Annotated in this window: 26 protein-coding genes and 1 pseudogene; 16 read left to right on the plus strand and 11 right to left on the minus strand. The window is 38.0% G+C overall.

Annotation, left to right across the window (positions count from 1 at the left end; all coding sequences use genetic code 11):
- Positions 1–55 precede the first annotated feature (55 nt).
- The 3 genes from nhaB to O1Q79_RS06655 are packed head-to-tail and all read left to right on the plus strand — an operon-like array spanning position 56 to position 2,961.
- On the plus strand, positions 56–1,624 hold the full coding sequence (gene nhaB, locus O1Q79_RS06645; RefSeq protein WP_386691113.1) for a sodium/proton antiporter NhaB: 1,569 nt from the start codon (positions 56–58) through the stop codon (positions 1,622–1,624).
- Positions 1,625–1,644: 20 nt separating this feature from the next.
- Positions 1,645–2,184, plus strand: coding sequence for a disulfide bond formation protein DsbB (gene dsbB / locus O1Q79_RS06650; protein WP_386691116.1), 540 nt, complete (start codon positions 1,645–1,647; stop codon positions 2,182–2,184).
- Positions 2,185–2,244: 60 nt separating this feature from the next.
- Positions 2,245–2,961 (plus strand): DUF554 domain-containing protein, encoded by a 717-nt coding sequence (locus O1Q79_RS06655; RefSeq protein WP_386691119.1) that lies wholly within the window; start codon positions 2,245–2,247, stop codon positions 2,959–2,961.
- A gap of 56 nt (positions 2,962–3,017) precedes the next feature.
- Here the strand turns inward: O1Q79_RS06655 and O1Q79_RS06660 are convergent, their stop codons facing one another.
- The gene (locus tag O1Q79_RS06660) at positions 3,018–5,621 is read right to left on the minus strand and encodes a penicillin-binding protein 1A (RefSeq protein ID WP_386691122.1); all 2,604 of its coding nucleotides are present in this window, start codon (positions 5,619–5,621) and stop codon (positions 3,018–3,020) included.
- A 116-nt stretch (positions 5,622–5,737) separates the two neighbouring features.
- Between O1Q79_RS06660 and O1Q79_RS06665 the strand changes: the two genes are divergently transcribed.
- From O1Q79_RS06665 to O1Q79_RS06685, 5 genes are read left to right on the plus strand one after another with little or no spacing between them, the layout of a single operon-like run.
- A complete protein-coding gene (locus tag O1Q79_RS06665) occupies positions 5,738–6,553 on the plus strand; it encodes a hypothetical protein (RefSeq protein WP_386691125.1) in 816 nt (271 codons plus the stop codon).
- Positions 6,537–7,091 (plus strand): hypothetical protein, encoded by a 555-nt coding sequence (locus O1Q79_RS06670; RefSeq protein ID WP_386691128.1) that lies wholly within the window; start codon positions 6,537–6,539, stop codon positions 7,089–7,091. The genes O1Q79_RS06665 and O1Q79_RS06670 overlap by 17 nt, the downstream gene beginning before the upstream one ends.
- Positions 7,069–7,608 (plus strand): competence protein, encoded by a 540-nt coding sequence (locus tag O1Q79_RS06675; protein ID WP_386691131.1) that lies wholly within the window; start codon positions 7,069–7,071, stop codon positions 7,606–7,608. Before O1Q79_RS06670 ends, O1Q79_RS06675 begins: the two co-directional genes overlap by 23 nt.
- Before the next feature lies 1 nt (position 7,609).
- On the plus strand, positions 7,610–8,002 hold the full coding sequence (locus O1Q79_RS06680; protein ID WP_386691134.1) for a pilus assembly protein PilP: 393 nt from the start codon (positions 7,610–7,612) through the stop codon (positions 8,000–8,002).
- A 9-nt stretch (positions 8,003–8,011) separates the two neighbouring features.
- Entirely contained in the window at positions 8,012–9,400 is a 1,389-nt protein-coding gene (locus O1Q79_RS06685) for a type IV pilus secretin PilQ (RefSeq protein ID WP_386691137.1), read from the plus strand.
- Positions 9,401–9,438: 38 nt separating this feature from the next.
- On the opposite strand, the gene acpP is transcribed toward O1Q79_RS06685, so the two are convergent.
- The 7 genes from acpP to yceD form a co-directional block, all read right to left on the minus strand.
- A complete protein-coding gene (acpP, locus tag O1Q79_RS06690; RefSeq protein WP_132302013.1) occupies positions 9,439–9,669 on the minus strand; it encodes an acyl carrier protein in 231 nt (76 codons plus the stop codon).
- 308 nt (positions 9,670–9,977) lie between these two features.
- Positions 9,978–10,706, minus strand: a complete 729-nt coding sequence (gene fabG / locus O1Q79_RS06695; protein WP_386691141.1) for a 3-oxoacyl-ACP reductase FabG — start codon at positions 10,704–10,706, stop codon at positions 9,978–9,980.
- A 20-nt stretch (positions 10,707–10,726) separates the two neighbouring features.
- Complete coding sequence (gene fabD / locus O1Q79_RS06700) at positions 10,727–11,668, minus strand: ACP S-malonyltransferase (protein ID WP_386691144.1); 942 nt, start codon at positions 11,666–11,668, stop codon at positions 10,727–10,729.
- A 50-nt stretch (positions 11,669–11,718) separates the two neighbouring features.
- Positions 11,719–12,669: a beta-ketoacyl-ACP synthase III gene (locus O1Q79_RS06705; RefSeq protein WP_386691147.1), complete on the minus strand. Its 951-nt coding sequence runs from the start codon at positions 12,667–12,669 to the stop codon at positions 11,719–11,721.
- Between the two features lie 20 nt (positions 12,670–12,689).
- Entirely contained in the window at positions 12,690–13,709 is a 1,020-nt protein-coding gene (plsX, locus tag O1Q79_RS06710) for a phosphate acyltransferase PlsX (RefSeq protein ID WP_386691150.1), read from the minus strand.
- Positions 13,710–13,730: 21 nt separating this feature from the next.
- On the minus strand, positions 13,731–13,901 hold the full coding sequence (gene rpmF, locus O1Q79_RS06715; RefSeq protein ID WP_132302023.1) for a 50S ribosomal protein L32: 171 nt from the start codon (positions 13,899–13,901) through the stop codon (positions 13,731–13,733).
- Between the two features lie 17 nt (positions 13,902–13,918).
- Positions 13,919–14,443 (minus strand): 23S rRNA accumulation protein YceD, encoded by a 525-nt coding sequence (gene yceD / locus O1Q79_RS06720; protein WP_386687375.1) that lies wholly within the window; start codon positions 14,441–14,443, stop codon positions 13,919–13,921.
- A 224-nt stretch (positions 14,444–14,667) separates the two neighbouring features.
- Here yceD and asd point away from each other — a divergent pair, with 224 nt between their 5' ends.
- Positions 14,668–15,537 carry an archaetidylserine decarboxylase gene (gene asd, locus O1Q79_RS06725; protein ID WP_386691153.1) on the plus strand — a complete coding sequence of 290 codons (870 nt, stop codon included), beginning with the start codon at positions 14,668–14,670 and terminating at the stop codon, positions 15,535–15,537.
- 26 nt (positions 15,538–15,563) lie between these two features.
- Entirely contained in the window at positions 15,564–16,190 is a 627-nt protein-coding gene (locus tag O1Q79_RS06730) for an FKBP-type peptidyl-prolyl cis-trans isomerase (RefSeq protein ID WP_386691156.1), read from the plus strand.
- A 56-nt stretch (positions 16,191–16,246) separates the two neighbouring features.
- Here O1Q79_RS06730 and O1Q79_RS06735 read toward each other — a convergent pair whose 3' ends face one another.
- A complete protein-coding gene (locus O1Q79_RS06735) occupies positions 16,247–17,059 on the minus strand; it encodes an outer membrane protein assembly factor BamD (RefSeq protein WP_386691159.1) in 813 nt (270 codons plus the stop codon).
- Between the two features lie 100 nt (positions 17,060–17,159).
- On the opposite strand from O1Q79_RS06735, the gene rluD reads away from it, so the two are divergent.
- The 5 genes from rluD (at position 17,160) to O1Q79_RS06760 (ending at position 21,602) form a co-directional block, all read left to right on the plus strand.
- Positions 17,160–18,146: a 23S rRNA pseudouridine(1911/1915/1917) synthase RluD gene (rluD, locus tag O1Q79_RS06740; protein WP_386691161.1), complete on the plus strand. Its 987-nt coding sequence runs from the start codon at positions 17,160–17,162 to the stop codon at positions 18,144–18,146.
- Positions 18,147–18,183: 37 nt separating this feature from the next.
- On the plus strand, positions 18,184–18,918 hold the full coding sequence (gene pgeF, locus O1Q79_RS06745) for a peptidoglycan editing factor PgeF (protein WP_386693366.1): 735 nt from the start codon (positions 18,184–18,186) through the stop codon (positions 18,916–18,918).
- A gap of 106 nt (positions 18,919–19,024) precedes the next feature.
- Positions 19,025–19,912 (plus strand): co-chaperone DjlA, encoded by an 888-nt coding sequence (gene djlA, locus O1Q79_RS06750; RefSeq protein WP_386691164.1) that lies wholly within the window; start codon positions 19,025–19,027, stop codon positions 19,910–19,912.
- 9 nt (positions 19,913–19,921) lie between these two features.
- Complete coding sequence (dusC, locus tag O1Q79_RS06755) at positions 19,922–20,878, plus strand: tRNA dihydrouridine(16) synthase DusC (RefSeq protein WP_386691167.1); 957 nt, start codon at positions 19,922–19,924, stop codon at positions 20,876–20,878.
- Between the two features lie 127 nt (positions 20,879–21,005).
- Positions 21,006–21,602 carry a hypothetical protein gene (locus O1Q79_RS06760; RefSeq protein ID WP_386691170.1) on the plus strand — a complete coding sequence of 199 codons (597 nt, stop codon included), beginning with the start codon at positions 21,006–21,008 and terminating at the stop codon, positions 21,600–21,602.
- Between the two features lie 126 nt (positions 21,603–21,728).
- Here the strand turns inward: O1Q79_RS06760 and O1Q79_RS06765 are convergent.
- A pseudogene (locus O1Q79_RS06765) lies at positions 21,729–21,896 on the minus strand (IS200/IS605 family transposase); the annotation flags it as partial.
- 91 nt (positions 21,897–21,987) lie between these two features.
- Entirely contained in the window at positions 21,988–23,250 is a 1,263-nt protein-coding gene (gene rho, locus O1Q79_RS06770) for a transcription termination factor Rho (protein WP_386687441.1), read from the minus strand.
- A 224-nt stretch (positions 23,251–23,474) separates the two neighbouring features.
- Here rho and rhlB point away from each other — a divergent pair, with 224 nt between their 5' ends.
- The gene (gene rhlB, locus O1Q79_RS06775; protein WP_386691173.1) at positions 23,475–24,731 is read left to right on the plus strand and encodes an ATP-dependent RNA helicase RhlB; all 1,257 of its coding nucleotides are present in this window, start codon (positions 23,475–23,477) and stop codon (positions 24,729–24,731) included.
- Positions 24,732–24,750 lie beyond the last annotated feature (19 nt).

Genomic DNA, 24,750 nt, shown 5'->3' on the forward strand with positions numbered 1-24,750 from the left:
ATTATCGGTTTAAAGCAACAGATATGCAAAGCATATTTTTAAAGGATGTATTTATATGACGTATGTTCAAGCATTTATGAATAATTTTTTGGGTAAAAGCCCTAACTGGTATAAAGTTACTATCGTGGCATTTTTACTTATCAATCCCGTAATCTTTTGGATAAATCCTTTTGTTGCAGGTTGGTTGCTGGTGGTAGAATTCATTTTTACCTTAGCCATGGCATTAAAATGCTATCCACTCCAACCGGGCGGTATGCTGACAATTGAAGCTATCACTATCGGCATGACCAGTACGGAACATGTTAAAGCCGAAATTATGGCAAACTTTGAAGTTATCCTGTTATTAATGTTTATGGTAGCTGGCATTTACTTCATGAAACAATTATTACTTTATGTCTTCACTAAATTATTACTTAGAATACATTCTAAGATTATTTTATCTGTTTCTTTCTGTTTAAGTGCAGCGTTTCTTTCCGCATTCTTAGATGCCTTAACGGTTATTGCGGTGATTATCAGTGTTGGCATGGGCTTCTACGGCGTATATCACAAAGTCGCATCGGGAGCATCCTATGAAGACTCCACAGATATTACCAATGACGATAAAATTAATCATCACCAACAAACCTTGGAAGATTTTCGCTCGTTCTTGCGTAGTTTATTAATGCATGCCGCCGTGGGTACTGCTTTAGGCGGGGTAATGACCATGGTGGGCGAGCCTCAAAACTTGATTATTGCGGAACAATCTGGTTGGAAATTTGTAGAATTTTTCTTACGTATGGGACCAGTTACCGTTCCTGTTTTAATCTGTGGTGTTTTAACTTGCGTTCTGGTAGAAAAATTCCGTTTGTTTGGTTACGGCACTAAATTACCACGTAAAGTTTGGTCCGTATTAGCCAAATTCGATCGAAATCAAGAAATGAAAATGACATCGCAAGATAGAGTGAAATTGTGGGTACAGGTTTTTGTTGGTATCTGGTTAATTATTGGTTTAGCCTTACATTTAGCTTCTGTCGGATTAATCGGATTAAGTGTCATTATTTTAACCACCGCCTATTGCGGCGTGACCAGTGAGCATGAAATCGGTCGTTCATTTCAAGAATCCTTACCGTTTACAGCTTTATTAGTGGTCTTTTTCTCCGTTGTAGCGGTGATTATCGACCAACACTTATTTGCTCCACTGATTCACTTTGTGCTAAATGCCGCGGAAAATGTGCAATTACTCTTATTCTATGTGTTTAATGGATTATTATCGGCTATTTCTGATAATGTCTTTGTGGCAACAGTTTACATTAATGAGGCCAAACAAGCTTTAATGGAAAATTCGATTTCTGCTCAACAATTTGAATTACTGGCTGTCGCCATTAATACTGGCACAAACTTACCATCAGTGGCCACACCAAACGGACAAGCAGCTTTCTTATTCCTCTTAACATCTTCACTTGCACCACTAATTCGTTTATCCTATGGCAGAATGGTCTATATGGCATTACCTTACACCATTGTATTAACCTTGACTGGATTGGTGGCTGTAGAGTACATTTTACCAGGAATAACCCAATGGTTAATGCATGCAGGGTTAATCGGTAGTCCACATATTCCACTGGAACCGATTATGGCTCACTAATATATCAAAAAGGAAATTGAATGCTAAATTATATTAAAGTGTTATCAAGCAAACGAACTATTTGGTGGTTATTATTCACCTCTGCTTTTTGTTTAGAATTGACTGCACTTTATTTCCAACACGGCATGGGTTTAAACCCTTGTGTCATGTGCATTTATGAACGTGTTGCATTATTTGGCATTCTCTTTTCTGGTTTCATCGGCATCCTTGCACCACGATTTATCCTAATGCGTTTATTCGCTTTAGTATTGGGTCTGTGGGGTGCCATTAAAGGTTTATTGCTTTCCATAAAGCATCTTGGTTACCAAATGAATCCAAGTCCTTGGGAGCAATGTCCAGTAACAGTGAAATTTCCACACACGCTCCCTTTAGACCAATGGTTCCCGGCGATATTCCACCCAACTGGACTTTGCAGCGAAATTAGTTGGACATTTTTAAGTTTCACCATGGTGCAATGGTTGGTGTTTATTTTTTCGGTTTACAGCATTATTTTTATGATTATCTTGCTTAGTCAATTACTCGGTGGACGAGTAAAAAATCAACGTAGATTATTCCATTAATCTACAAATCAGTAAAAGTGCGGTTAAATCTAACTGCATTTTTTATTTCTAGGAAGAATTATGATTATTGGACCCTATATTAACAGTGTAACGATCATTTTAGGTGGGCTAATCGGTGCCTATCTTGGTGGAAAAATTCCCGAACGCTTACGTAATAATTTAACTTTGCTGTTTGGTTTATGTTCTGTTGCCATGGGAATCGTGATGTTATCTCGCGTTTCAAGTATGCCTGCCATGATATTTTCGCTATTAATCGGCACAATTGTGGGTGAAATTCTTTCTATTGAACATCTGATTAACCGAATTTCAACCATCGCTAAAAAAATGATTGAACGGATCTTTCCACAACAAAAAAACGAACAATCACAGGAAGCATTTCTACAAACATTTGTCGGCTTAATGATTTTATTCAGCTTTAGCGGAACTGGTATATTTGGGGCAATGCACGAAGGTTTGGTTGGTGATAGTAGTATTCTGATCATTAAATCTTCATTAGATTTCTTCACCGCGATTATTTTTGCGACCACATTAGGCATTTCAGTTTGTATCATCTGTATTCCACAAATTACCCTACAACTTATTTTAGCCTATCTTGCCGTCATTATTCTGCCGTTAATTACCCCAGAAATGAAAGCTGATTTTGGTGGCGTTGGTGGTGCCATTATGATTGCCACAGGCTTACGAATTTGTAATATCAGAATGTTTTCTGTAGCAAATATGCTGCCATCTTTATTTATTGCCATGCCGATTTCAGCATTGTGGTTACAGTTTGTTTAAACAAAGTGCGGTATAAAAAATTATTTTTTTATACCGCACTTCTCACGCATCTTTAACTAGAACAACTCTTGTTGCGTATTCGGTGCATTCACCGGTGGTAAATGACTACCGCTACCCTGTTGTGAATTAAACCGCTCTATTACCGCAGGAGGCACATAATAACCTTTTTCTTGTACAAAAGCTCGTTTCGGTTCGGTACCTTCAATAAAATATTCGGTTTTTCCCCCACTTGTAGAAAGCAACCCTGAACCTGTATCAATTTGTTTTTCTACAATATTTGGCGGTACTACTGTTTCTCTTTCAGGAATATCTTGCAAGCTGGTCTTCATATAAGCAATCCAAGCTGGCATTGCACTACTCGCTCCTGCTTCCCCCTTACCAAGATTACGCTTATTATCATCAAAACCAATATATACTGTAGTAGTAATATTCGCTCCAAATCCAGCATACCAAGCTACTTTAGAATTGTTGGTAGTCCCTGTTTTTCCGCCAATATCTTGACGTTTAATTTCATTCGCCATACGCCAACTAGTGCCTTTCCAGCCTAAACCTTTCTCACCGAAAATAGCAGTGTTTAACGCACTACGAATCAAGAAAGCCAACTCCCCACTAATAACACGAGGGGCATATTGCACTTGTGAATTTTGGGTTTTACTTTCTGTCATAAAACTCAATTCATCTTCCTTTAACTTACCATCTTTCCCAGCTAATTCTGGGTTATCGTCTGATACATCAATATCTTCGGGATCAACATTCGCCACATTATCCCGTGCTAATACCCCATTTTCTAACGCTTGGGCATTGACTTGGAAACCATCAATTTTCTCGTTGGTTGTACCATAAATTACTGGAATATCATCACAACTCATACAAGCAATTTTCGGATTTGCTACAAAAATTTCTTTGCCTGTATTATCCAATACTTTTTCGACTAAATAAGGATCAATTAAGAAACCACCATTGTCAAACACGGCATAGGCTCTTGCCATATCTAATGGGGTGAAAGATGCCGCCCCTAATGCAAGGGATTCACTAGCAAAATATTGCTCTCGCTTAAAACCAAATCGCTCTAAAAATTCGGCGGTAAAAGGTACACCAGCCATCTGAATGGTGCGAATCGCAATCATATTTTTTGATTGACCTAACCCCACACGTAATCGCATTGGACCGTCATAACGATCAGGTGAATTTTTGGGTTTCCATTCCTTTTGACCAGCTTTCTTAATCACAATCGGACTATCTTGTAATACACTAGATAAGGTTAAGCCCTTTTCTAACCCCGCCGCATAAATAAAGGGTTTAATGGTTGAGCCAACTTGAACTAAAGATTGCGTAGCACGATTAAATTTACTTTGTTCAAAACTAAATCCACCGACAATGGCTTCAATCGCTCCATTATCACTATTTAATGCCACCAACGCAGAATTCACTTCAGGAATTTGCCCTAAAATCCAGTCACCATTATCACGTTTACGCACCCAAATTTGTTCACCTGTTTTTGGTGCCTTACTACCTGCCCAACTCATTGCAGAATTTGCTAACGTGATATTATCGCCAGAACTAAGTAATAATTTAGCCCCTTCCTTACCAGTAGAAAGCACTGCAGCTGGCACAAAAGGTTCGGAGTTTGGCAATTTACGTAATTCATCAATAATTTTCTCAGGATCCCATGCCTTGTCGCCTTTCCCCCATAACATCACACCGCCACGATAACCATGTCTTATATCATAGGCAATCACATTATCTCGCACTGCTTTTTGGGCTTGATATTGATCCTGAGATAACACCGTAGTATAAACTTTGTAACCCCGATTATAAGAAACATCTTCACCATAACGTTTCACCATTTCTTGTCGCACCATTTCGGTTACGTAATCGGCACGAAAATCTAATTGTACTCCGTGATATCTGGCCACAACAGGCTCTTGGATTGCGGCATTATATTCTTCCTGTGTAATAAATTTAGTTTCTAACATTCTCCCTAACACTACATTACGACGATTCGTCGCGCGTTTTAAAGAATATAATGGGTTCATCGTGGATGGCGCTTTTGGTAAACCAGCAATAACCGCCATTTCAGATAACGATAATTCATTCAAACTTTTACCAAAATAAGTTTTAGCCGCTGCTGCCACACCATAGGAACGATAGCCAAGATAAATCTTATTTAAATACAGTTCTAAAATTTCATCCTTGGTTAAAGCATTTTCAATTTCAATGGCTAATACCGCTTCTTTCGCTTTACGGATCAAAGTTTTTTCAGGGGTTAAAAAGAAATTACGGGCTAATTGTTGAGTAATGGTACTCGCCCCTTGTGATGCGCCACCGTTACTAATGGCAACTGATACTGCTCGAGCAATCCCCATTGGATCCACCCCATGATGTTCATAAAAACGGCTATCTTCTGTGGCAATAAGAGCATTAATGAGTTGTTTGGGTACATCCGCTAACTTCACCGGAATACGGCGTTGCTCCCCTACTTCACCGATTAATTTACCATCTGCGGTATAAATTTGCATCGGCTGTTGTAATTCCACCGTCTTTAAACTTTCTACGTCTGGTAACCCTGATTTAATATGCATGTAACCCAAACCAACCAGAACACAACCTAATATCACTATAGTGAGTAAGGTGCTTAATATTAATTTTGTGATCTTCATTCCAAAATTTACTCTTAATTAATGCGTTAATCCATTTTATCTATAATACTCTACTCCGATAGTATAAAGATTAACACCCCTAAGCGAAAGTAAAAATAGATATAAAAGGAAAACAAATGGGAAAATTAATCAAGAAAAATACCACTATTCAAGTAGGAATCTGGATAACCAAGCAATATTTCGAATTGGTTTGGTTTGCTCAAGATAAAATGACGGAAAATACACCGCACTTTTGCCGAGTTAATATTGATACACCTAATAGCATTCAAGCAACACTTGTCGAGCACATGTCAAACCATATAAATATCCAACAACCGTTAGAAATCAAATGGGTCACAGCGATATTACCCCATAAAGTATGGTCAAGAAGTATTGTATTACCCCATCATTTGAATGAAAACGAATGCGATCATCAATGCCGTTATATCCTAGAAAATGAGCTACCGATTGCTTTAAATGAACTCTGGTTTGATTATATGACAACACCATTAAAACAGGGCTTACGTCTGGATATTTTTGCAGTTCGAAAAACAGTTGGTCAAACGCGGTTAAACCAATTTCTTCCGTTAAATATTAAGACATTAGATACCGCTATACATTGCTTATATCGTGCTTTTGGTTACTTACTCAAAATAATTCCATCAAGCAATGACTTATTTATTTACCAAGATCAACAATCTACCATTTTATTCCGCCCAACACAGCAAGAATGGCAAATTTTATCATCACCCAACCAAACGAATTTAACCGAATTATATCAACAATTTGTGCAACGTTATACACAGAATATTGATAATATTTTCTTATATTGTGAAACGAATAATATGCAATTTCATCAGCCATATCAACAGGTCACATCAGATATACCACTCATTCCGTTAGGTGCGGCACTTTGGCAAAAAGACTGGCAACAAAATGAAAACCGCACTTAATTTATTACCTTGGAGGCTTGAACAACACCAACAACATAGCCGTCAAGGATTATGGCAACTTGGTCTATTTATCGGCTTGGTATTTTTCACCTATCTCGGTTTAGCACAATACGAACAATATTATCAACAGCAATATGTGGAACAATTACAGCAAAAACAACACGTTGAATTACAACTAAATCAAGTTGAACAAAAAATAACGCAATTTCAACAACGGTTACAGCATAACGGCAAACAAAGTGCGGTGGAAATTTCTGCCGATTTGGTGGAAACCTTATTTCAGTTACTGACTACCTTACCACTTGAACAAGGCGAATTGACTCACTTACAGTTTTCTGATCGTCAATTTACCTTGCAAGGTATCACACAGAATCAGACAGAATTTGAGCAACTTCATCAATTTTTTAAACAATATCCACCAATCAATAAATTAAAACTGTCACAATTTGCACCGCAGTCTGATGGTCGCTTGCAATTTGAATTTCAGTTGCAATTCGTTAATATGGAGAATCCAAATGCACTGGACGATACTGAATAATCCCGACAATCTATGGGGGAAATGGCTTAAACTTTCTCATCGTAAGCATATTATCAGTTTTATCTTATTGGGGATCGTGATCTTATATTACCCAGTATTTCAAGGCTTATCACATTATTATTTATTCCGCCAAAGCGAACAACAAACTACCCGTCTTCAACAAGATCTTGAGCATAAACAACAACTATTACAAAGTCTTAAACAAGCATTGGAACAGCACTTACTCACTCCTGAATTAGCCAATAACTTACCGCCTATTAATCAGTCTGTGCAGCAATTATCCGGCAAATTACAAATCATAAATCACCACTGGATTTTTAACCAAAAACCACAATTAACTTTACATATCCAAGGTTACTTTAACGATCTTCATCATTTTATTACTGTACTGTTAGCCCAACATTCTATATTACATTTAGTCTCACTCCAAATTCATCAAGCAGAAGATACAGATTATTCCATTGAAAGCTATGTCATTTTTCAATTAAATCTCACTCAAAATAAAACGGATAAATAATATGTTAACAAAAATTCTTAGCCTAATTATATTGTTATGTTGCTCCTTTGCGATAGCCCAACAAAATGATCCTTTTGATAAAAACCAGCGTGGACAATCGACAGAATCTGCGAATAATTTACCGAAAATTAAGATCACTAAATGTAGCGAAAAACAAGCGAATATCATGCCTAACAGTTCATTTGATCAACTCAAGATAGTCGGTATTTTGCTATCCAAAGATAAAAAACAAATTTTACTACAAAATAATGAGGGTGAAATTGATAGTGCTAAAGAAAATGATTTAGTAGGAATGGAAAGCTATTCATTACAACACATAACAAAAACCGATGCCGAATTCTTAACTTGGCAAGCGGATTGTTCAGCCGGCAACATTATCAATGTGAAATTATAGGAATAAATCATGAATTTATTAAAATTTATCTTAAAGTACGGTGTCTTTTTTTGTTTTTTTGCTGCTTATAGCTATGCTGAATCAGATCATGCCACTTTTTCTATTCGCTTAAAACAGGCGCCATTAGTTACCACGTTACAACAGCTTGCGTTAGAACAAAATGCAAATTTAATCATTAATGATGAATTAACTGGAACATTATCATTACAATTAGAAAACACTACGCTTGATCAGCTTTTTCAAGCCGTCGCAAAAATTAAAAATCTGTCGTTGCTCAAAGAAAAAGGAATCTATTATTTGACTCAAGAGAGTATTCCACAAGACAATGCGTTAAATAATTTACCGATAATGGCTGAATTTGATTCTGTACCTACAATACAACCATTACATACCACCACGCTAAAATTGCATTTCGCCAAAGCATCCGAAGTAATGAAATCTTTAACTACTGGTAATGGATCTTTATTATCAGGGGAAGGCAGCATTAGCTTTGATGATCGCAGTAATGTATTAATCGTGAAAGACAATGCTCTGTCGATTAAAAATATTCGTAAGCTGGTCAAAGAGTTGGACAAACCAATAGAACAAATTGCGATTGAAGCGCGCATTGTTACCATTACAGATGAAAGTTTACAAGAATTAGGGGTTCGTTGGGGATTATTCGATCCGACAAGCAGTTCCCATAAAGTGGCAGGAAGCCTTGCTGCCAATGGGTTTAATAATATCACTGATAATTTAAATGTGAATTTCGGCGCAGTCAATACCCCTGCTGGTTCGTTGGCATTACAAGTGGCCAAAATTAATGGTCGATTATTAGACCTAGAATTAACCGCACTTGAGCGAGAAAATAACGTCAAAATTATTGCTAGCCCCAAATTACTTACCACTAACAAAAAATCAGCGAGTATTAAACAAGGTACTGAAATCCCTTATGTATCGACCAACGAAAAAAGCGGTTCGCAAAATGTAGAATTTCGTGAAGCCGTATTAGGCTTAGAGGTAACACCCCATATTTCACAAGATAATGCCATTTTGTTGGATCTTATTGTCAGCCAAAATTCCCCAGGAGCTTCGGTACAATCCGGCGAGGGAGAAGTAATCACAATTGATAAACAAGAAATTAACACGCAAGTTTTTGCCAAAGACGGTGAAACTATTGTATTAGGTGGGGTATTTCAAGATACATTAAGTAAAGGAGTCGATAAAGTCCCTGTATTAGGGGATATTCCTGTGGTAAAACATCTATTCCGTAAACAAAGTGATAAACACCAGAAACGAGAATTAGTGATTTTTGTTACCCCACATATTTTAAAACAAGGACAATCTCTTCAAGATGTTCAGAAAAACCGTCAGAAAGACAACAAAATTGCTGAAAACAACGCAAAGTTAATTGAATAGAAAAAATTTAGGCGGTTATTAAAACCGCCTAAAAGAAATTATTGATTGTTTTGAACGTAATCAATCGCAGATTGAACAGTGGTAATTTTCTCAGCTTCTTCATCAGGAATTTCAATATCAAATTCTTCTTCTAAAGCCATTACTAATTCAACGGTATCTAAAGAATCTGCACCTAAATCTTCAATAAATGAAGCTTCTGGTTTTGCTTCTTCTTCCTTAACACCTAACTGTTCAACAATGATTTTTTTTACGCGTTCTTCAATGCTCATTTTTGTTTCCTATTGTAATTTACCTAAATGGTGAGAGTTGTTAGTTTATGGATTTTTACAAAACTTGCAAGTGTTTTATTACAGGTCAAACCGCAAAAACCCTATACAATTAAGCTAATTCTACCATTAAGAAAAGAGTTTGGCTAGATAAAACCCATTCAAAATGGAAAAAGCAGGCAAACGCCTGCTTTTTTATCTTTTATTCCTTCATTTTTTCCACCTAAAAATGATGGAATTTGTAGGAAACAAGGCAAAATTAGGATATGTTTTCTTTACTGACTTTTGCTTGTGCAAAAGCAAGTAAGAAACTAAGCCATATACATGCCACCATTAACGTGCAATGTATTCCCTGTAATATAACCTGCATCATCAGATGCCAAAAATGCTACTGCTTTCGCAATATCTTTTGGATCACCTAAACGACCAGCCGGTACCGCAGCAAGCGTAACGGCTTTTTGCTCTTCAGTTAGAGCTTCTGTCATATCTGTTGCAATAAAACCAGGAGCTACCACATTCACGGTAATACCACGAGAAGCCACTTCTTTTGCCAAGGCTTTACTAAACCCGATTAATCCGGCTTTCGCTGCACAATAGTTACTTTGCCCTGGATTCCCCATGGAACCTACCACAGAACCGATAGTAATAATACGTCCAAAACGTTTTTTCATCATGGAACGTAACATGGCTTTCGATAAATAAAATACCGACGTTAAATTAGTTTGGATAATGTCAAACCATTCTTCATCTTTCATTCGCATTAACAGATTATCACGAGTAATCCCAGCATTATTGACTAAAATATCAATATCACCATGATCTTCTTTAATCTTCGCTAAAACGGCTTCAATTGATACTTTATCGGCTACATTCAATACTAAACCTTTACCATTTTCACCTAAATAAGTCGAAATACTTTCAGCCCCTCTTTCAGATGTAGCTGTACCAATAACAAAAGCACCTTTACTCACTAATTCTTCAGCAATAGCTTTACCAATACCACGAGTTGCCCCAGTGACTAATGCGATTTTACCTTGCATAATTTCTCCTTTTAATTTTATTAAGCCAATAGCTCTTTTACGCTTTCTAATGATTTCACATCATTGACTGCTATCGCTGCAAGATCTTTGACAATGCGACTTGTTAAGCCAGTTAATACTTTATTCGGTCCAATTTCTACTAAGACTTCTACACCACCGCTTTTTGCCATTTTTTCTACACTTTCGGTCCAGCGTACTGGGCTATAAAGTTGGCGTACAAGTGCGGTGCGAATAGCTGAACTTTCGTTTTCGGTTTTGACATCAACGTTATTAATCACTGGAGTAATAGGCGATTTTACCGCAATACTTTCTAAAGAAACGGCTAATTGATCGGCAGCTGGTTTCATTAATGCACAATGTGATGGCACACTCACCGCTAAAGGTAAGGCACGTTTTGCACCTGCTTCTTTACACGCCACAGCTGCTCGCTCAACCGCTGCTTTCGAACCAGCAATCACTACTTGTCCTGGTGAGTTAAAGTTCACTGCAGAAACGACTTCACCTTGTTCCGCTGCCTTACACGCATTGATAATACTGTCATTATCTAATCCGATAATCGCATACATTGCTCCCGTCCCTTCAGGTACGGCTTGTTGCATTAACCGACCACGTAATTCCACCAGTTTGATTGCATCTTGGAAATCTATTGCTTCAGCACAAACTAATGCAGAATATTCACCCAAACTGTGTCCTGCCATAAGGTTTGGTTTTAGATCAGGATATTGTTGTTGCCAAACACGATAAATTGCCACAGAAGCGGCAAGTAAAGCAGGTTGGGTTTGCCAAGTTTTGTTTAATTCTTCTGCGGGGCCTTGCTGAACTAATTGCCATAAATCATAACCAAGCACTTCTGAAGCCTGTTTAAATGTTTGTTCTATTACAGGAAATGCGGTGGCTAATTCCGCTAACATTCCTACACTTTGCGAACCTTGACCAGGGAAAACCATTGCAAATTTTTTCATTTTTCTTTCCTTCTCTAAAAAATTCTAAAAAAACACCGCACTTTTTACAGTTAGTAACGCACTAAAGCCGAACCCCAAGTCCAACCACCACCAAAGGCTTCAAGCAATAAAAGCTGACCACGTTGAATACGTCCATCACGAATTGCTTCATCTAAAGCGGTTGGCACTGTTGCCGCACTGGTATTAGCATATTTATCAAGCGTTACCACCACTTGCGACATATCCATTTCTAATTTTTTTGCCGTTGCTGAAATAATGCGTAGATTAGCTTGATGTGGCACTAACCAGTCAATAGCAGATTTATCTAAATTATTTGCTCTCAAAGTTTCTTCTACCACATTAGCCAATTCTCGCACGGCTAATTTAAAGGTTTCGTTACCTTGCATTTGAATAAAACCCGATTTTTCATCACCACGGTTAGATTGCGGTAATAATAAGGTTTCATGGTGATCAGGGCTAGAATGTAAATGGCTAGATATAATACCTTGTTGTTCACTAGCTTCTAAAATCACTGCACCTGCACCATCACCAAATAAAATCACTGTACCACGATCAGTTTCATCTAAATTACGCGAATTAAGATCTGAACCAATGACTAGGGCTTTTTTTACTTGCCCAGTGCGAATAAATTGATCTGCTACCGTTAAAGCATACACAAAACCTGTACAAGCTGCTGCAACATCAAAAGCAATAGCATCATCAATGTCTAATAGGGTTTGAATTTGGCATGCAGCACTGGGATAAGCATGTGAATTTGTAGTAGTTCCCACCACAATGAGATCAATATCATTCGGATCAATCTTCGCCTGTTCAAAGGCTTTTTTGGCTGCTTGATAGCCCATTGTGGCGACCGTTTCGTCAGCTCTTGCAATACGACGCTCACGAATACCAGAACGGGTGACAATCCACTCGTCCGACGTTTCGACCATCTTTTCTAAATCAGCGTTAGTTCTAATTTGTTCAGGTAAATAGCTACCTGTAGCTAAAATTCGACTGTGCATAGTTTTCTCAATTATCTTTTTTAATATCTTTTTAATCCAGCTAAAATTTTCTGTGGAATTTGCTGGCGAACTTGTAATGTGGCATCTTTAATGGCATTACTAAATGCTTGTTCATTTGCACTGCCATGGCTTTTCACCACCACAGATGTCAATCCAATTAAAGATGCCCCATTATATTGATCGGGATTAATACTTTTTAAACGCTGATAGCTTTCACTAAATAATTTACTGATTAACCAACTAAATAATGGTTCTAATAGGTGATGGCGAGATTTCCCTTTCAGTAAAGCGATCATATTTTTAGCTGCCCCTTCCAAGGTTTTTAGTGCAATATTACCAGTAAAACCGTCACTGACGATCACATCCGCTTTGTCATTAAGTAAATGGTTACCTTCAATAAATCCTACATAATTAAGTGCGGTATCTTTTTCTAACATTTCCGCAGCAGAACGAATAGATAGATGCCCTTTGATGTCTTCTACCCCAATATTTAACAAGGCAATACGTGGATAAACCAAATTCAACTGATTTTCCGCAAAAATCGATCCTATTAAGGCAAATTGATATAAATTTTCTGCATCGCAATCAATATTCGCTCCAAGATCTAACATCACCGACCGCTTGCCATCAATAGTAGGCAACAATGCTAATAACGCTGGACGCTGAATCCCTTTTAAGGGTTGTAAAATAACTTTTGATAGTCCCATTAATGCCGCCGTATTGCCAGCACTTACACAGCCTTGAGCATCTCCTTTTTGTACTGCCTCAATGGCCAAACGCATCGACGTCCCTTTACTGTGACGTAGTGCATAAGTTAAACCTTGATTATTTTCAATCTGATGGGAAGTATGACAAATTGTTAGGCGCTCCGCTAGTGCTTTTGGTATATTGCTAAGAAATGGGCTTATTTGCTGGCTGTCGCCAAACAAAAGTAAAGATAGCATCGGATCATTTTCCAACGCTTTTAAAGATGCGGGGATAGTAATACGGGGACCTATGTCCCCGCCCATCACATCTAACGCAAGGGTTAGACGACTCAAGTTATTACCTTATAACAGCAATTACTTATTAATCACTTTACGGCCACGGTAGAAACCGTCAGCAGTAACGTGATGACGTAAATGAGTTTCACCACTTGCTTTATCAACTGATACTGCAGCAGTAGTCAAGGCATCGTGAGAGCGACGCATATCACGACGTGAACGAGATTTTTTATTTTGTTGAACAGCCACGGGCTTATCTCCTAAATTTACTTTTGCTTTAAACTAGCTAATACAGAGAACGGGTTTGGTTTTTTTGCCAATTCTTCTGGCAATTCACCAAATACCTGTTCCGCTACGGACACTTCACAGTGTTCAGATGAATGCATTGGAACGATAGGTAAAGACAAAATAAATTCATCTTCAATCGTACCAAGTAAATCTATTTCACCAAATTCATTAAATTCAATTGGTTCATAAATTTCGGGTAATTCATCGGCTCGATCCAAATTAGCCACTGGGCTATAACAGAAATCACAGCTTAGTGTTTGTACAAAAGGTTGTTCACAACGTTGACACTCGAGTTCGACATCAACTGTTGCATGACCTTTCATTACTACCAACTTTTGCGGATCAATGAAAAACGATAATGTCACCAGTGCATCACCAAGCACTTTTACTACAGATTCATTCAGACGTTCAAGCTGACTAGTGGCATAATAGCCATCATAATCAAGTCTTCGTTGGGCATCTTTAACAGGATCTGTCGTTAGGGGTAGTTTTACCTTTTGCATAGGGTGCGAATATTACCTTTTGATCGCCAATTAGTCAAAGAAAATTATCATTTTTTCTGCGAAAAGTCGATAATTTCATAAAAATTTATTTTTAACTTAACTCTGCTCTATTTAGTATAGTTAATTTTATCAATTTAAACAAAAATTTAACATGGTTTTACCTAAGCTTTAAGATTAATGCTATAATAAAAATGGAGTGATTTTATTATTAAAAAGGAAAAACAATGAATCAATTTAGCTATTGGCAACGTATTAAGGTTGCATTTCAATATATTATGCCACAACTTTATTTGACTCAATTAGCTGGCTGGCTGGCTAAACAAAAATGGGGAGCAATAACCCACTTTGCGATTAAATTATTTGCGAAAAAATACAAAGTGAATATGCAGGAAGCAACTAAAACTGAATTTCATGCTTATGACAGTTTTAATGAGTTTTTTATTCGTTCTCTGGCAAAAAATGCACGACAGATTAACCAAGATTCCACCGCACTTTGCTTACCCGCAGACGGTAAAATTAGTCAATGTGGTCGTATTTCTGATAATTTATTATTGCAAGCGAAAGGACACTTTTTCAGCTTAAATGATCTGTTAGCGGAAGATCAAGAATTAGTCAATGAATTTAAAAATGGTGAGTTCGCTACTACTTATTTATCACCGAGTGATTATCACCGTGTACATATGCCCTGTAACGCCACCTTACGCAAAATGATTTATGTACCGGGAGATTTATTCTCCGTTAACCCATTCTTAAATACCCACGTCCCTAACTTATTAGCCCGTAATGAACGTGTTATTTGTGTGTTTGATACTGAATTTGGAAAAATGATCCAAATTCTGGTTGGTGCTACCATTACTGCTAGTATTAGTACCGCTTGGGCTGGTATCATTACACCACCACGTCCAAATGAAGTAAAAACTTGGACGTACGAAGGCGAAAATGCCATGAAATTACAGAAAGGTCAGGAAATGGGCGCATTTCAACTCGGTTCAACCGTCATTAATTTATTTCAATCTAATAAAGTCCGTTTAGCTGACAACTTAGATGTAGATTCTGTGACCCGTGTTGGTCAAGTTCTCGCTTACAAAAAATAATCAACCCATAAAATAAAAGGAAAATTATGTCAATTTTTGATTCAATTAAATTAGAAAGTACCGCAGAAAAAGGCGGTTATGGTATCGGTTTACAAATCGGTCAACAACTAGCGGACAGCGGAATGCAAGTGTCAGCAGAAGCTGTTGCTAAAGGTATTTATGATGTATTAAATCAAAATAAACCTGCTATTGCCCTAGAAGAAGTCAGCAAAGCTTTACAACAAATTCAACAACAAGCTCAGGAAGCAGCAAATGCACAATTTAAACAAATTGAAGACGAAGGTCGTGCATTCTTAGTGGAAAATGCCAAAAAAGATAATGTAAAAGTCACCGAAACTGGCTTGCAATATGAAGTGATTACTGAAGGTAATGGCAATAAACCCACTCGTCAAGACAGCGTACGTGTACATTACACAGGTAAACTGATTGATGGTACGACTTTCGACAGCTCTGTGGTACGTGGCACTCCAGCAGAATTCTCTGTAAGCGGTGTTATTGCTGGTTGGACAGAAGCCCTCCAGCTAATGCCAGTAGGCTCAAAATGGCGGTTAACTATTCCACATAATCTTGCTTACGGTGAACGTGGTGCAGGTCAATCCATTCCACCGTTTAGTGTATTGGTGTTTGAAGTGGAATTGTTGGATATTTTGTAATGCCAACCCCAAAAGTGCGGTATTTTTTACCGCACTTTTCTTATTGATAAATTAAACTACTCAACCTTGCTATCCCAAAACTTTAACCAAGATGGAAAACTTAAAAACGGTTCATCTGGTTTCTTCGCTTGTTGAATTTGCTTACCTTCGTTGGCTTTCACTAAGGTTGCAGCTTGTTGTTCAAGTTGAGTTAAACCTAACTCATGATAAGCCTTTTGCATTAATGGTAAGGCTTCTAACGTTGATTGTGTATCAGGATAGGTTTTCAACATGCCTGTGACACGGTTTGCCACCGCAACCCATGCTTTACGCTCGGCATAGAATTTGGCAATTTCTAATTCATGGCGTGCTAAATGGTCTTTAATATACGCCATGCGTGCCAATGCATCTGGCGCATAAGGACTATTCGGGAAATGCGTGACTAAAGTTTGGAAATTACTAAATGCTGTTTTCATTGTGGTGCTTTCTCGCGTAGCACGATCGATACCAAAGAAATCTTGCATAAAGTTATCACCCATAGATGTATTAGTTAACCCTACCATATATAACACGTAATCTGCATGTTGACTATTCGGGAAAGTATGTAAAAAACTATCCGCTGTGGTGATCGCTTTAGTATAATCTTGCATTTTATAAGAAGCGTAAATAATATTTAATTTTGCTTGTTCGCTATATATACTTCCGGGGAAACGTGTATCTAACGCATCAAAATAGCGTAATGCATCCGAATAGCTACCATCTTGAATATAAGTTTGGGCGGTACTAAATAGCTCCTGTTCAGAAGCCTGTTCCACAGCCTTATTGCTAGAACAAGCGGAAATGGCAAGAGCAGTTAATGCAATCAATGTGAGCGATTTTAATTTACGCATAACCTAATAATCCTTTTCTATGTAAAAATGTTATCTTAAGGTACAATATCTGTCATATTCTATCTGACATTACCAAATAATTCACGGAATTTTATTTTTTATGGCACAAAATACCAAACAAATGACGCTATCGGCAGTGGTTCAGCCGGAACAAATGGGACAACGATTAGACCAAACCTTGGCGGAATTGTTCCCCGATTATTCACGTTCACGCTTAAAAATATGGATTGAAAATAATAACGTGCTAGTCAATGGCAAGGTTTTAAACGTGCCAAGAAGCAAAATATTAGGCGGTGAACAAATTGACATTAGCGTGGAAGTGGAAGACGAAACTCATTATACCCCCGAGAATTTGCCACTCAATATTGTTTATGAAGACGATGATATTTTAGTGATTAACAAACCTAAAGATTTTGTGGTTCATCCCGGAGCGGGCAACCCCAGTGGTACAGTATTAAATGCGTTACTCTATCATTATCCGCAAATTGCCGAAGTGCCAAGGGCCGGTATTGTACACCGTTTAGATAAGGATACCACGGGTTTAATGGTAGTTGCTAAAACGATTCCTGCTCAAACGCAGTTAGTCCGTGATTTGCAAAAACGTAAAATCACGCGTGAATATGAAGCGGTAGCATTTGGCGTGATGACTCAAGGAGGCAAAATCGATCAGCCGATGGCTCGTCATCCGACTAAACGTACACTTATGGCAGTACATCCCATGGGTAAACCGGCGATAACCCACTATCGAATTATGGAACATTTTCGTAACTATACTCGCTTACGCTTACGCTTAGAAACCGGTCGAACTCATCAAATTCGGGTACATATGGCACATATTGCTCATCCATTATTAGGCGACCAAACCTATGGTGGACGACCACGTCCACCAAAAAATGCAACAGAAGCTTTTAGTGCGGTATTACGTAATTTCCAACGTCAAGCCTTGCATGCAGTAATGTTACGTTTAGAACATCCCATTACTCAACAAATCATGGAATGGCATGCACCATTACCCGATGATTTTGTGGAATTAATTAATGCACTAAAACAAGATTATCAATTGCATAAAGATGAATTAGATTATTAAGGTAATAACAAATATGAGTGAAAAAAACGCGAAAAAAATCACCGCACTTTCGCCTCCTTGGCAAACACCAAGTAATGTACGAGCTTTTAGCACCACGCGGCAAGGTGGTTTTAGTGTGGCACCTTATACGAGTTTTAACTTAGGCCATCATGTGGGAGATGATCAAACTGCGGTACAAAATAACCGAATTTTATTAACTGAACAGTTAGGTTTACCACAATTTCCGTTATTTTTAAATCAAGTGCATAGCACAAAAATTATTCGCTTACCTTACCATGGCACAGATATACAAGCAGATGCTGTCTATACCAATCAGAAAAATCAAGTATGTTTAGTGATGACAGCCGATTGTTTACCTGTATTATTCACCAATACACAAGGTAATGAAGTTGCAGCAGTTCACGCTGGTTGGCGTGGATTATGTGACGGTATTTTGGAACAAACGGTCCAATGTTTTAAATCTGCTCCGCAAGCTATCAAAGCATGGTTAGGTCCAGCGATCGGTCCAACTGTCTTTCAAGTAGGACAAGACGTTGTTGATCAATTTGTTTTACAGGATCCTCAGGCAATTACTGCCTTTACACCTGATTCCACAAATCAAGGCAAATATTTTGCGAATCTCTACTTGCTAGCAACCCAACGTTTACATAAACTGGGTATTACACAAATTATCGGCGGCGAGCATTGTACCTACCTCGAACAAGATGATTTCTTTTCTTATCGTCGAGATGGTATAACAGGGCGAATGGCAAGTTTGATTTGGTTTGAGTAAAAAATCGTAAAATGTGGTTGAATTTTTGCGAAAAATTACCATCTAATCAAAAAATCACCGCACTTTTTAGACTTTATTATTCTTCGTTAAAGGATTAAATATCACAATGAATTTTATAGGTAAATTTTTAGGCTTTTTCATCGGTTATAAACTTGCCGGACTCTTTGGCGGCATTGCTGGCGCGATTATCGGTCACTGGGCGGATAAAAAATTATATGAACTAGGTTCAGTGAGTTCATCATTTTTTGGCAAAAAACTCACTCGACAAGCCTTATTTATGCAAACAACCTTTGCGGTAATGGGACATTTAACCAAATCCAAAGGACAAGTGACGCAAGAGGATATTCAACTTGCTACCAACTTGATGGGGCAATTACAACTTGATGAAACTAATCGCAAGCTCGCTCAGCAAGCCTTTAATCGAGGTAAAGAAGCCGATTTTCCGTTACGTCAAGTGATCCGTGAATTTCGTCTCGGTTGCGGACAACGTGCCGATCTATTACGGATGTTCCTGAGTGTACAAGTACAAACAGCATTTGCAGATGACGAATTACACCAAAATGAAAAAGAAGTCTTACGCATTGTTGCCGAAGAATTAGGCTTATCATCCTTACAATTTGAGCAAATGATTATGATGGAAATGGCGCGCCGTCAATTTTCTAGCGGTGGTTTCTATCAACAAGCCTATCAGCAATATCAACAGCAACAAGGTTATCAAGGTGGCTACCAACAACAAGGTAGCGGTTATCAGCGTGGCAATTACGGCTATCAATCCGGCCCAACCGTTGATGATGCTTATAAAGTGTTAGGCGTGTCTGCTACAGATGACCAACAAACTGTTAAACGTGCTTATCGCCGTTTAATGAATGAAAATCACCCAGATAAATTAGTCTCTAAAGGTTTGCCAAAAGAAATGCTTGAAATGGCAAAAGAAAAAGCCCAGCAAATTCAAGCAGCTTATGATTTAATTTGTAAATCAAAAGGCTGGAAATAAGGCTTACGCTTGCGAGTTATTTTAGCCCCTATGCAAGGTGTACTGGATCCCCTAGTACGCCAATTACTCACTGAAGTTAACGACTACGATCTCTGTATTTCTGAATTTGTGCGCGTAGTCGATCAGCTTCTCCCCAACAAAATATTTTATCGTCTGGCACCAGAGTTACATAATAACGGTCTAACCCCATCTGGTACCCCAATTCGAGTGCAATTACTCGGGCAACACCCCCAATGGTTAGCAGAAAATGCGCATCGTGCTATTCAATTAGGTTCCCATGGGATTGATTTAAATTGTGGTTGCCCTTCCAAAACCGTCAATGGCAGCCATGGCGGTGCCAGTTTATTGAAAAATCCGGAATTAATTTATCAAGCAACACAAGCATTACGCCAAGTGGTGCCCTCTCATTTGCCTGTGAGCGTCAAAGTGCGATTAGGTTGGGACAATATTTCACAAGCCTTTGACATTGCAGATGCGGTACAGCAAGGTGGTGCCACAGAAATCACCATTCACGGACGCACTAAAGCTGACGGCTATCGAGCAGATCGCATTAACTGGCAAAAAATTGGGGAAATTCGTGAAAGACTAAGCATTCCTGTGATCGCAAATGGGGAAATCTGGCATTACCAAGACGGACAAAACTGTTTACAAATAACAGGTTGCCAAGGACTAATGATCGGACGTGGTGCGTTGCATATTCCAAATCTGAGTTTGGTGTTAAAACAGAATCAGACAAAATTAGCTTGGTCAACAGTTATGCTCATTCTGCAAAAATACGCTCAGATGGAAAATATTCATGATACTGGTTTTTATCATGTTGCTCGGATTAAACAGTGGTTGCAATATTTAAAAAAGGAATATTCTGAAGCCACAAAAATTTTTGAGTTAATCAAAACATGTCAAGATGCTGAAGAATTACGCGAGAAATTGATCAAATCTCAAACAGATTATCATCAACTTGTTTAAAGAACAATCAAACAATAGCAAAAGACTGAACAAAAGTTTATAATGACGGTCTTATTGTGAACACAATACAACGCCTTACTTATTAGTATAATTAAGGTTATTTCTACTTTTAAAAGGATTATTTTTAATGAACAAATTTACTAAAATTAGTGCCATATCGTTATTTACTCTGTTCTTAACTGCTTGTGATAAACCAGCAGAAAAAGTACCGACTACGGTGGCTCCCGCACAAAATACTCAAACTGCTCAACCACAAACTGCTCAGCCTAATCAAGTAACATTAAATGTGAATGAACAAAATATTGATGATGTGAAAAAATTCTTAAATTGGGATGCTCAACAGATTGAAATCTTAAATGCTCCACAAGATGAGTTAAGAATAGCGACTGAGAGCAAAGATACGGCTAAAATTCAAGCTGCATTACAACAACTTACTGAAAAGGCGAACCAAGTATTAGCCAATGCAGATAAACTGGACATTAAAGATCCCGGTGTTAATTTGTTAAAGGATAAAGCAAAAGAAAATTTAGTATTATCTATTAATTTTGTAAATGAATCTTTTAGTTATGTCGTTCAAGGTAAACAACCAAGTGAAGAAGATAAACAAAAATTAAATGACACATATCAAAGATTAGCGGCTTCTTCTCAAGAATTACAACAAATTCGTGAAAAATTACATCAAGTACTTGCGCCAAAACCAGCACAAGAGCAACCTACAAAATAATGGTAGGTTAATAACAATCTGTACGTAAAACGTGTATTTCTTAGACATCTTATAAGGTCTATTACTTCACATGCTCTTTAAAGGGCATGTGAATTCCGATAATCGTACAGTAACTATGTGATTTACGCCTTTAAAGGGAAGCCTCATATACTTTCTCCAGTAAATTATCCTGAATCATCTTTGCTTAATCCTTGATATACTCCTTTACTATCTTTGTATTTAACCGACAATACTTACATAATAACCTTTCACCCAAAAGTTCTGGTTTCCAGACTTATATTTTAGATCTACATATCATTCAAATATCCATAAAGCTTGATACCACCAATAAAGAAAAGACGCTTTAGGCGTCTTTTTTAATTAATACAGTAGTTTTGCAAATATGTTAAGAGCGTTTCATAATCTCAAAAAATTCTTCGTTGGTTTTGGCTACCATTAATTTATCAATGAGGAATTCCATAGCGTCCACTTCCCCCATTGGGTTAAGAATTTTACGTAAAATCCACATTTTTTGTAGCTCATCTGGTGTGGTGAGCAAGTCTTCTTTACGTGTACCTGAACGGTTGAAATCAATAGCTGGGAATACTCGTCTTTCAGCAATCTTACGCGAAAGATGTAGTTCCATATTCCCTGTTCCTTTAAATTCTTCGAAGATCACTTCGTCCATTTTGGAGCCAGTATCTACTAATGCAGTGGCAATAATCGTTAAGCTACCGCCTTCTTCTACGTTACGAGCCGCCCCAAAGAAACGTTTTGGACGGTGTAGAGCATTGGCATCTACACCACCAGATAAAATTTTACCAGAGGCTGGCGTAACGGTATTATAGGCACGAGCTAAACGAGTGATACTATCTAATAAAATGACCACATCTTTTTTGTGTTCCACGGAACGTTTGGCTTTTTCAATAACCATTTCAGCCACCTGAACATGGCGTGTTGCAGGTTCATCAAAGGTCGATGCAATCACTTCACCACGTACCGTACGTTGCATTTCGGTCACTTCTTCTGGACGTTCGTCAATCAGCAATACGATCAATTCACATTCTGGGTAATTATGGGTGATACTTTGAGCGATATTTTGTAATAGAACAGTTTTACCTGCTTTTGGTGGAGCTACAATCAGACCACGTTGTCCTTTACCGATTGGGGAAGCTAAATCTAAAATTCGAGCGGTTAGGTCTTCGGTTGAACCGTTACCACGTTCCATTCGTAAACGTGAGTTGGCATGTAATGGGGTTAAGTTTTCAAACAGGATTTTACTACGGGAAACTTCAGGCTTGTCATCATTGACTTGGTCAACTTTAAGTAGGGCAAAATAACGTTCACCTTCTTTCGGTGGGCGAATTTTTCCTTCTACTTTATCCCCCGTTTGTAAGTTAAACCGACGAATTTGGCTTGGAGAAACGTATATATCGTCAGGACCAGCTAAGTAAGAACTGTCAGCGGAACGTAGGAAACCAAAGCCGTCAGGTAAAATTTCTAAAATACCGCCACCGAAAATATCTTCACCACTTTTAGCGTGTTGTTTAAGGATAGCGAAAACGATGTCTTGTTTGCGTAAACGAGCTAAATTTTCTAAGCCCATTTGACCTTCACCCAGTTCAACTAAGGTTGATACTGGCGTATTTTTAAGTTCTGTTAAGTGCATAATTTTAATTATAGATTTGAGTAAATGAATAGTTATGAGTTGACAATGTTGCCATTAGGTGGCGTTAAAGTATCATTAATTTATTGTATTGTCTAGTATTCAATGAGAAAAGCATTAAAGAATGTAAGAGAATTAGTAATAAGGCGATAAAGTGCGGTGGTTTTTTGGGGATTTTTGCATATTGTGCTATGCTAACAAGAATTTTTACTAGAATGATATCCATTATGACAACAAACCATTTATCTCAGCAACGTTTTGCTGATCTTCCATTGAATCCACAAGTATTGCAAGCGTTACAAAGTAAAGGATTTGAATATTGCACACCGATTCAGGCGTTATCTTTACCAATTACGTTGCAAGGTAAAGATGTGGCAGGGCAAGCCCAAACGGGGACAGGTAAAACCATGGCATTTTTAACTGCCACCTTTCACCATTTATTAGAAAAGCCAATCAAATCTAGCTCAAATCAACCTAGAGCTTTAATTCTTGCTCCAACACGTGAATTAGCCGTACAGATTGCCCATGATGCAGAATTGTTGCAAAAAACGACAGGATTAAAGACCGCACTTGCCTATGGTGGTGACGGTTATGATAAGCAATTAAAAGCCATTGAACAGGGCGTGGATATTTTAATTGGTACGACTGGGCGAGTGATTGATTATGTTAAACAAGGCATTATTAGCTTAAATGCCATTCAAGTGGTGGTGTTAGATGAAGCGGATCGCATGTTCGATCTGGGTTTTATTAAGGATATTCGTTATTTGTTGCGTAAGTGTCCAAGTTCACAGCAACGTTTAACCATGTTGTTTTCTGCGACCTTATCTTATAAAGTGCGTGAGTTAGCCTTTGAAGATATGAATGATCCAGAATACGTGGAAATTGAGCCATTACAAAAAACAGGTCATCGTATTAAAGAAGAATTATTTTATCCGTCTAATCAGGATAAAATGGCATTATTATTAACCTTATTAGAAGAAGAATGGCCTGAGCGTTGCATTATTTTCGCCAATACCAAACACAAATGTGAAGATATTTGGGGGTATTTAGTGGCAGATGGTCATCGTGTGGCATTATTGACTGGTGATGTAGCTCAGAAAAAGCGTTTAAGTTTGTTAAAACAATTTACTGATGGGGAGCTGGATATTTTAGTAGCGACAGATGTGGCAGCCCGTGGTTTACATATTGCGGATGTTACCCATGTATTTAACTATGATTTACCAGATGATTGCGAAGACTACGTGCATCGTATCGGACGTACTGGACGAGCGGGAGAGAGTGGCGTTTCGATTAGTTTTGCTTGTGAACAATATGCCATGAATTTACCTGCTATTGAAGAATATATTGGGCATAGTATTCCTGTCAGCCAATATGATCCAACTTCATTAATTCAAGATTTACCACGACCAGTACGAGTGAAACGGAATAGTCCGCCGAATAATCGTAGTCGTAGTAAACCAAAAAATAAGCTGGGTAAGCGTTAGTCATTTAACCGTTAGTCAT

It is taken from the genome of Lonepinella sp. MS14434, assembly GCF_042468235.1.
Taxonomy (GTDB): domain Bacteria; phylum Pseudomonadota; class Gammaproteobacteria; order Enterobacterales; family Pasteurellaceae; genus Lonepinella.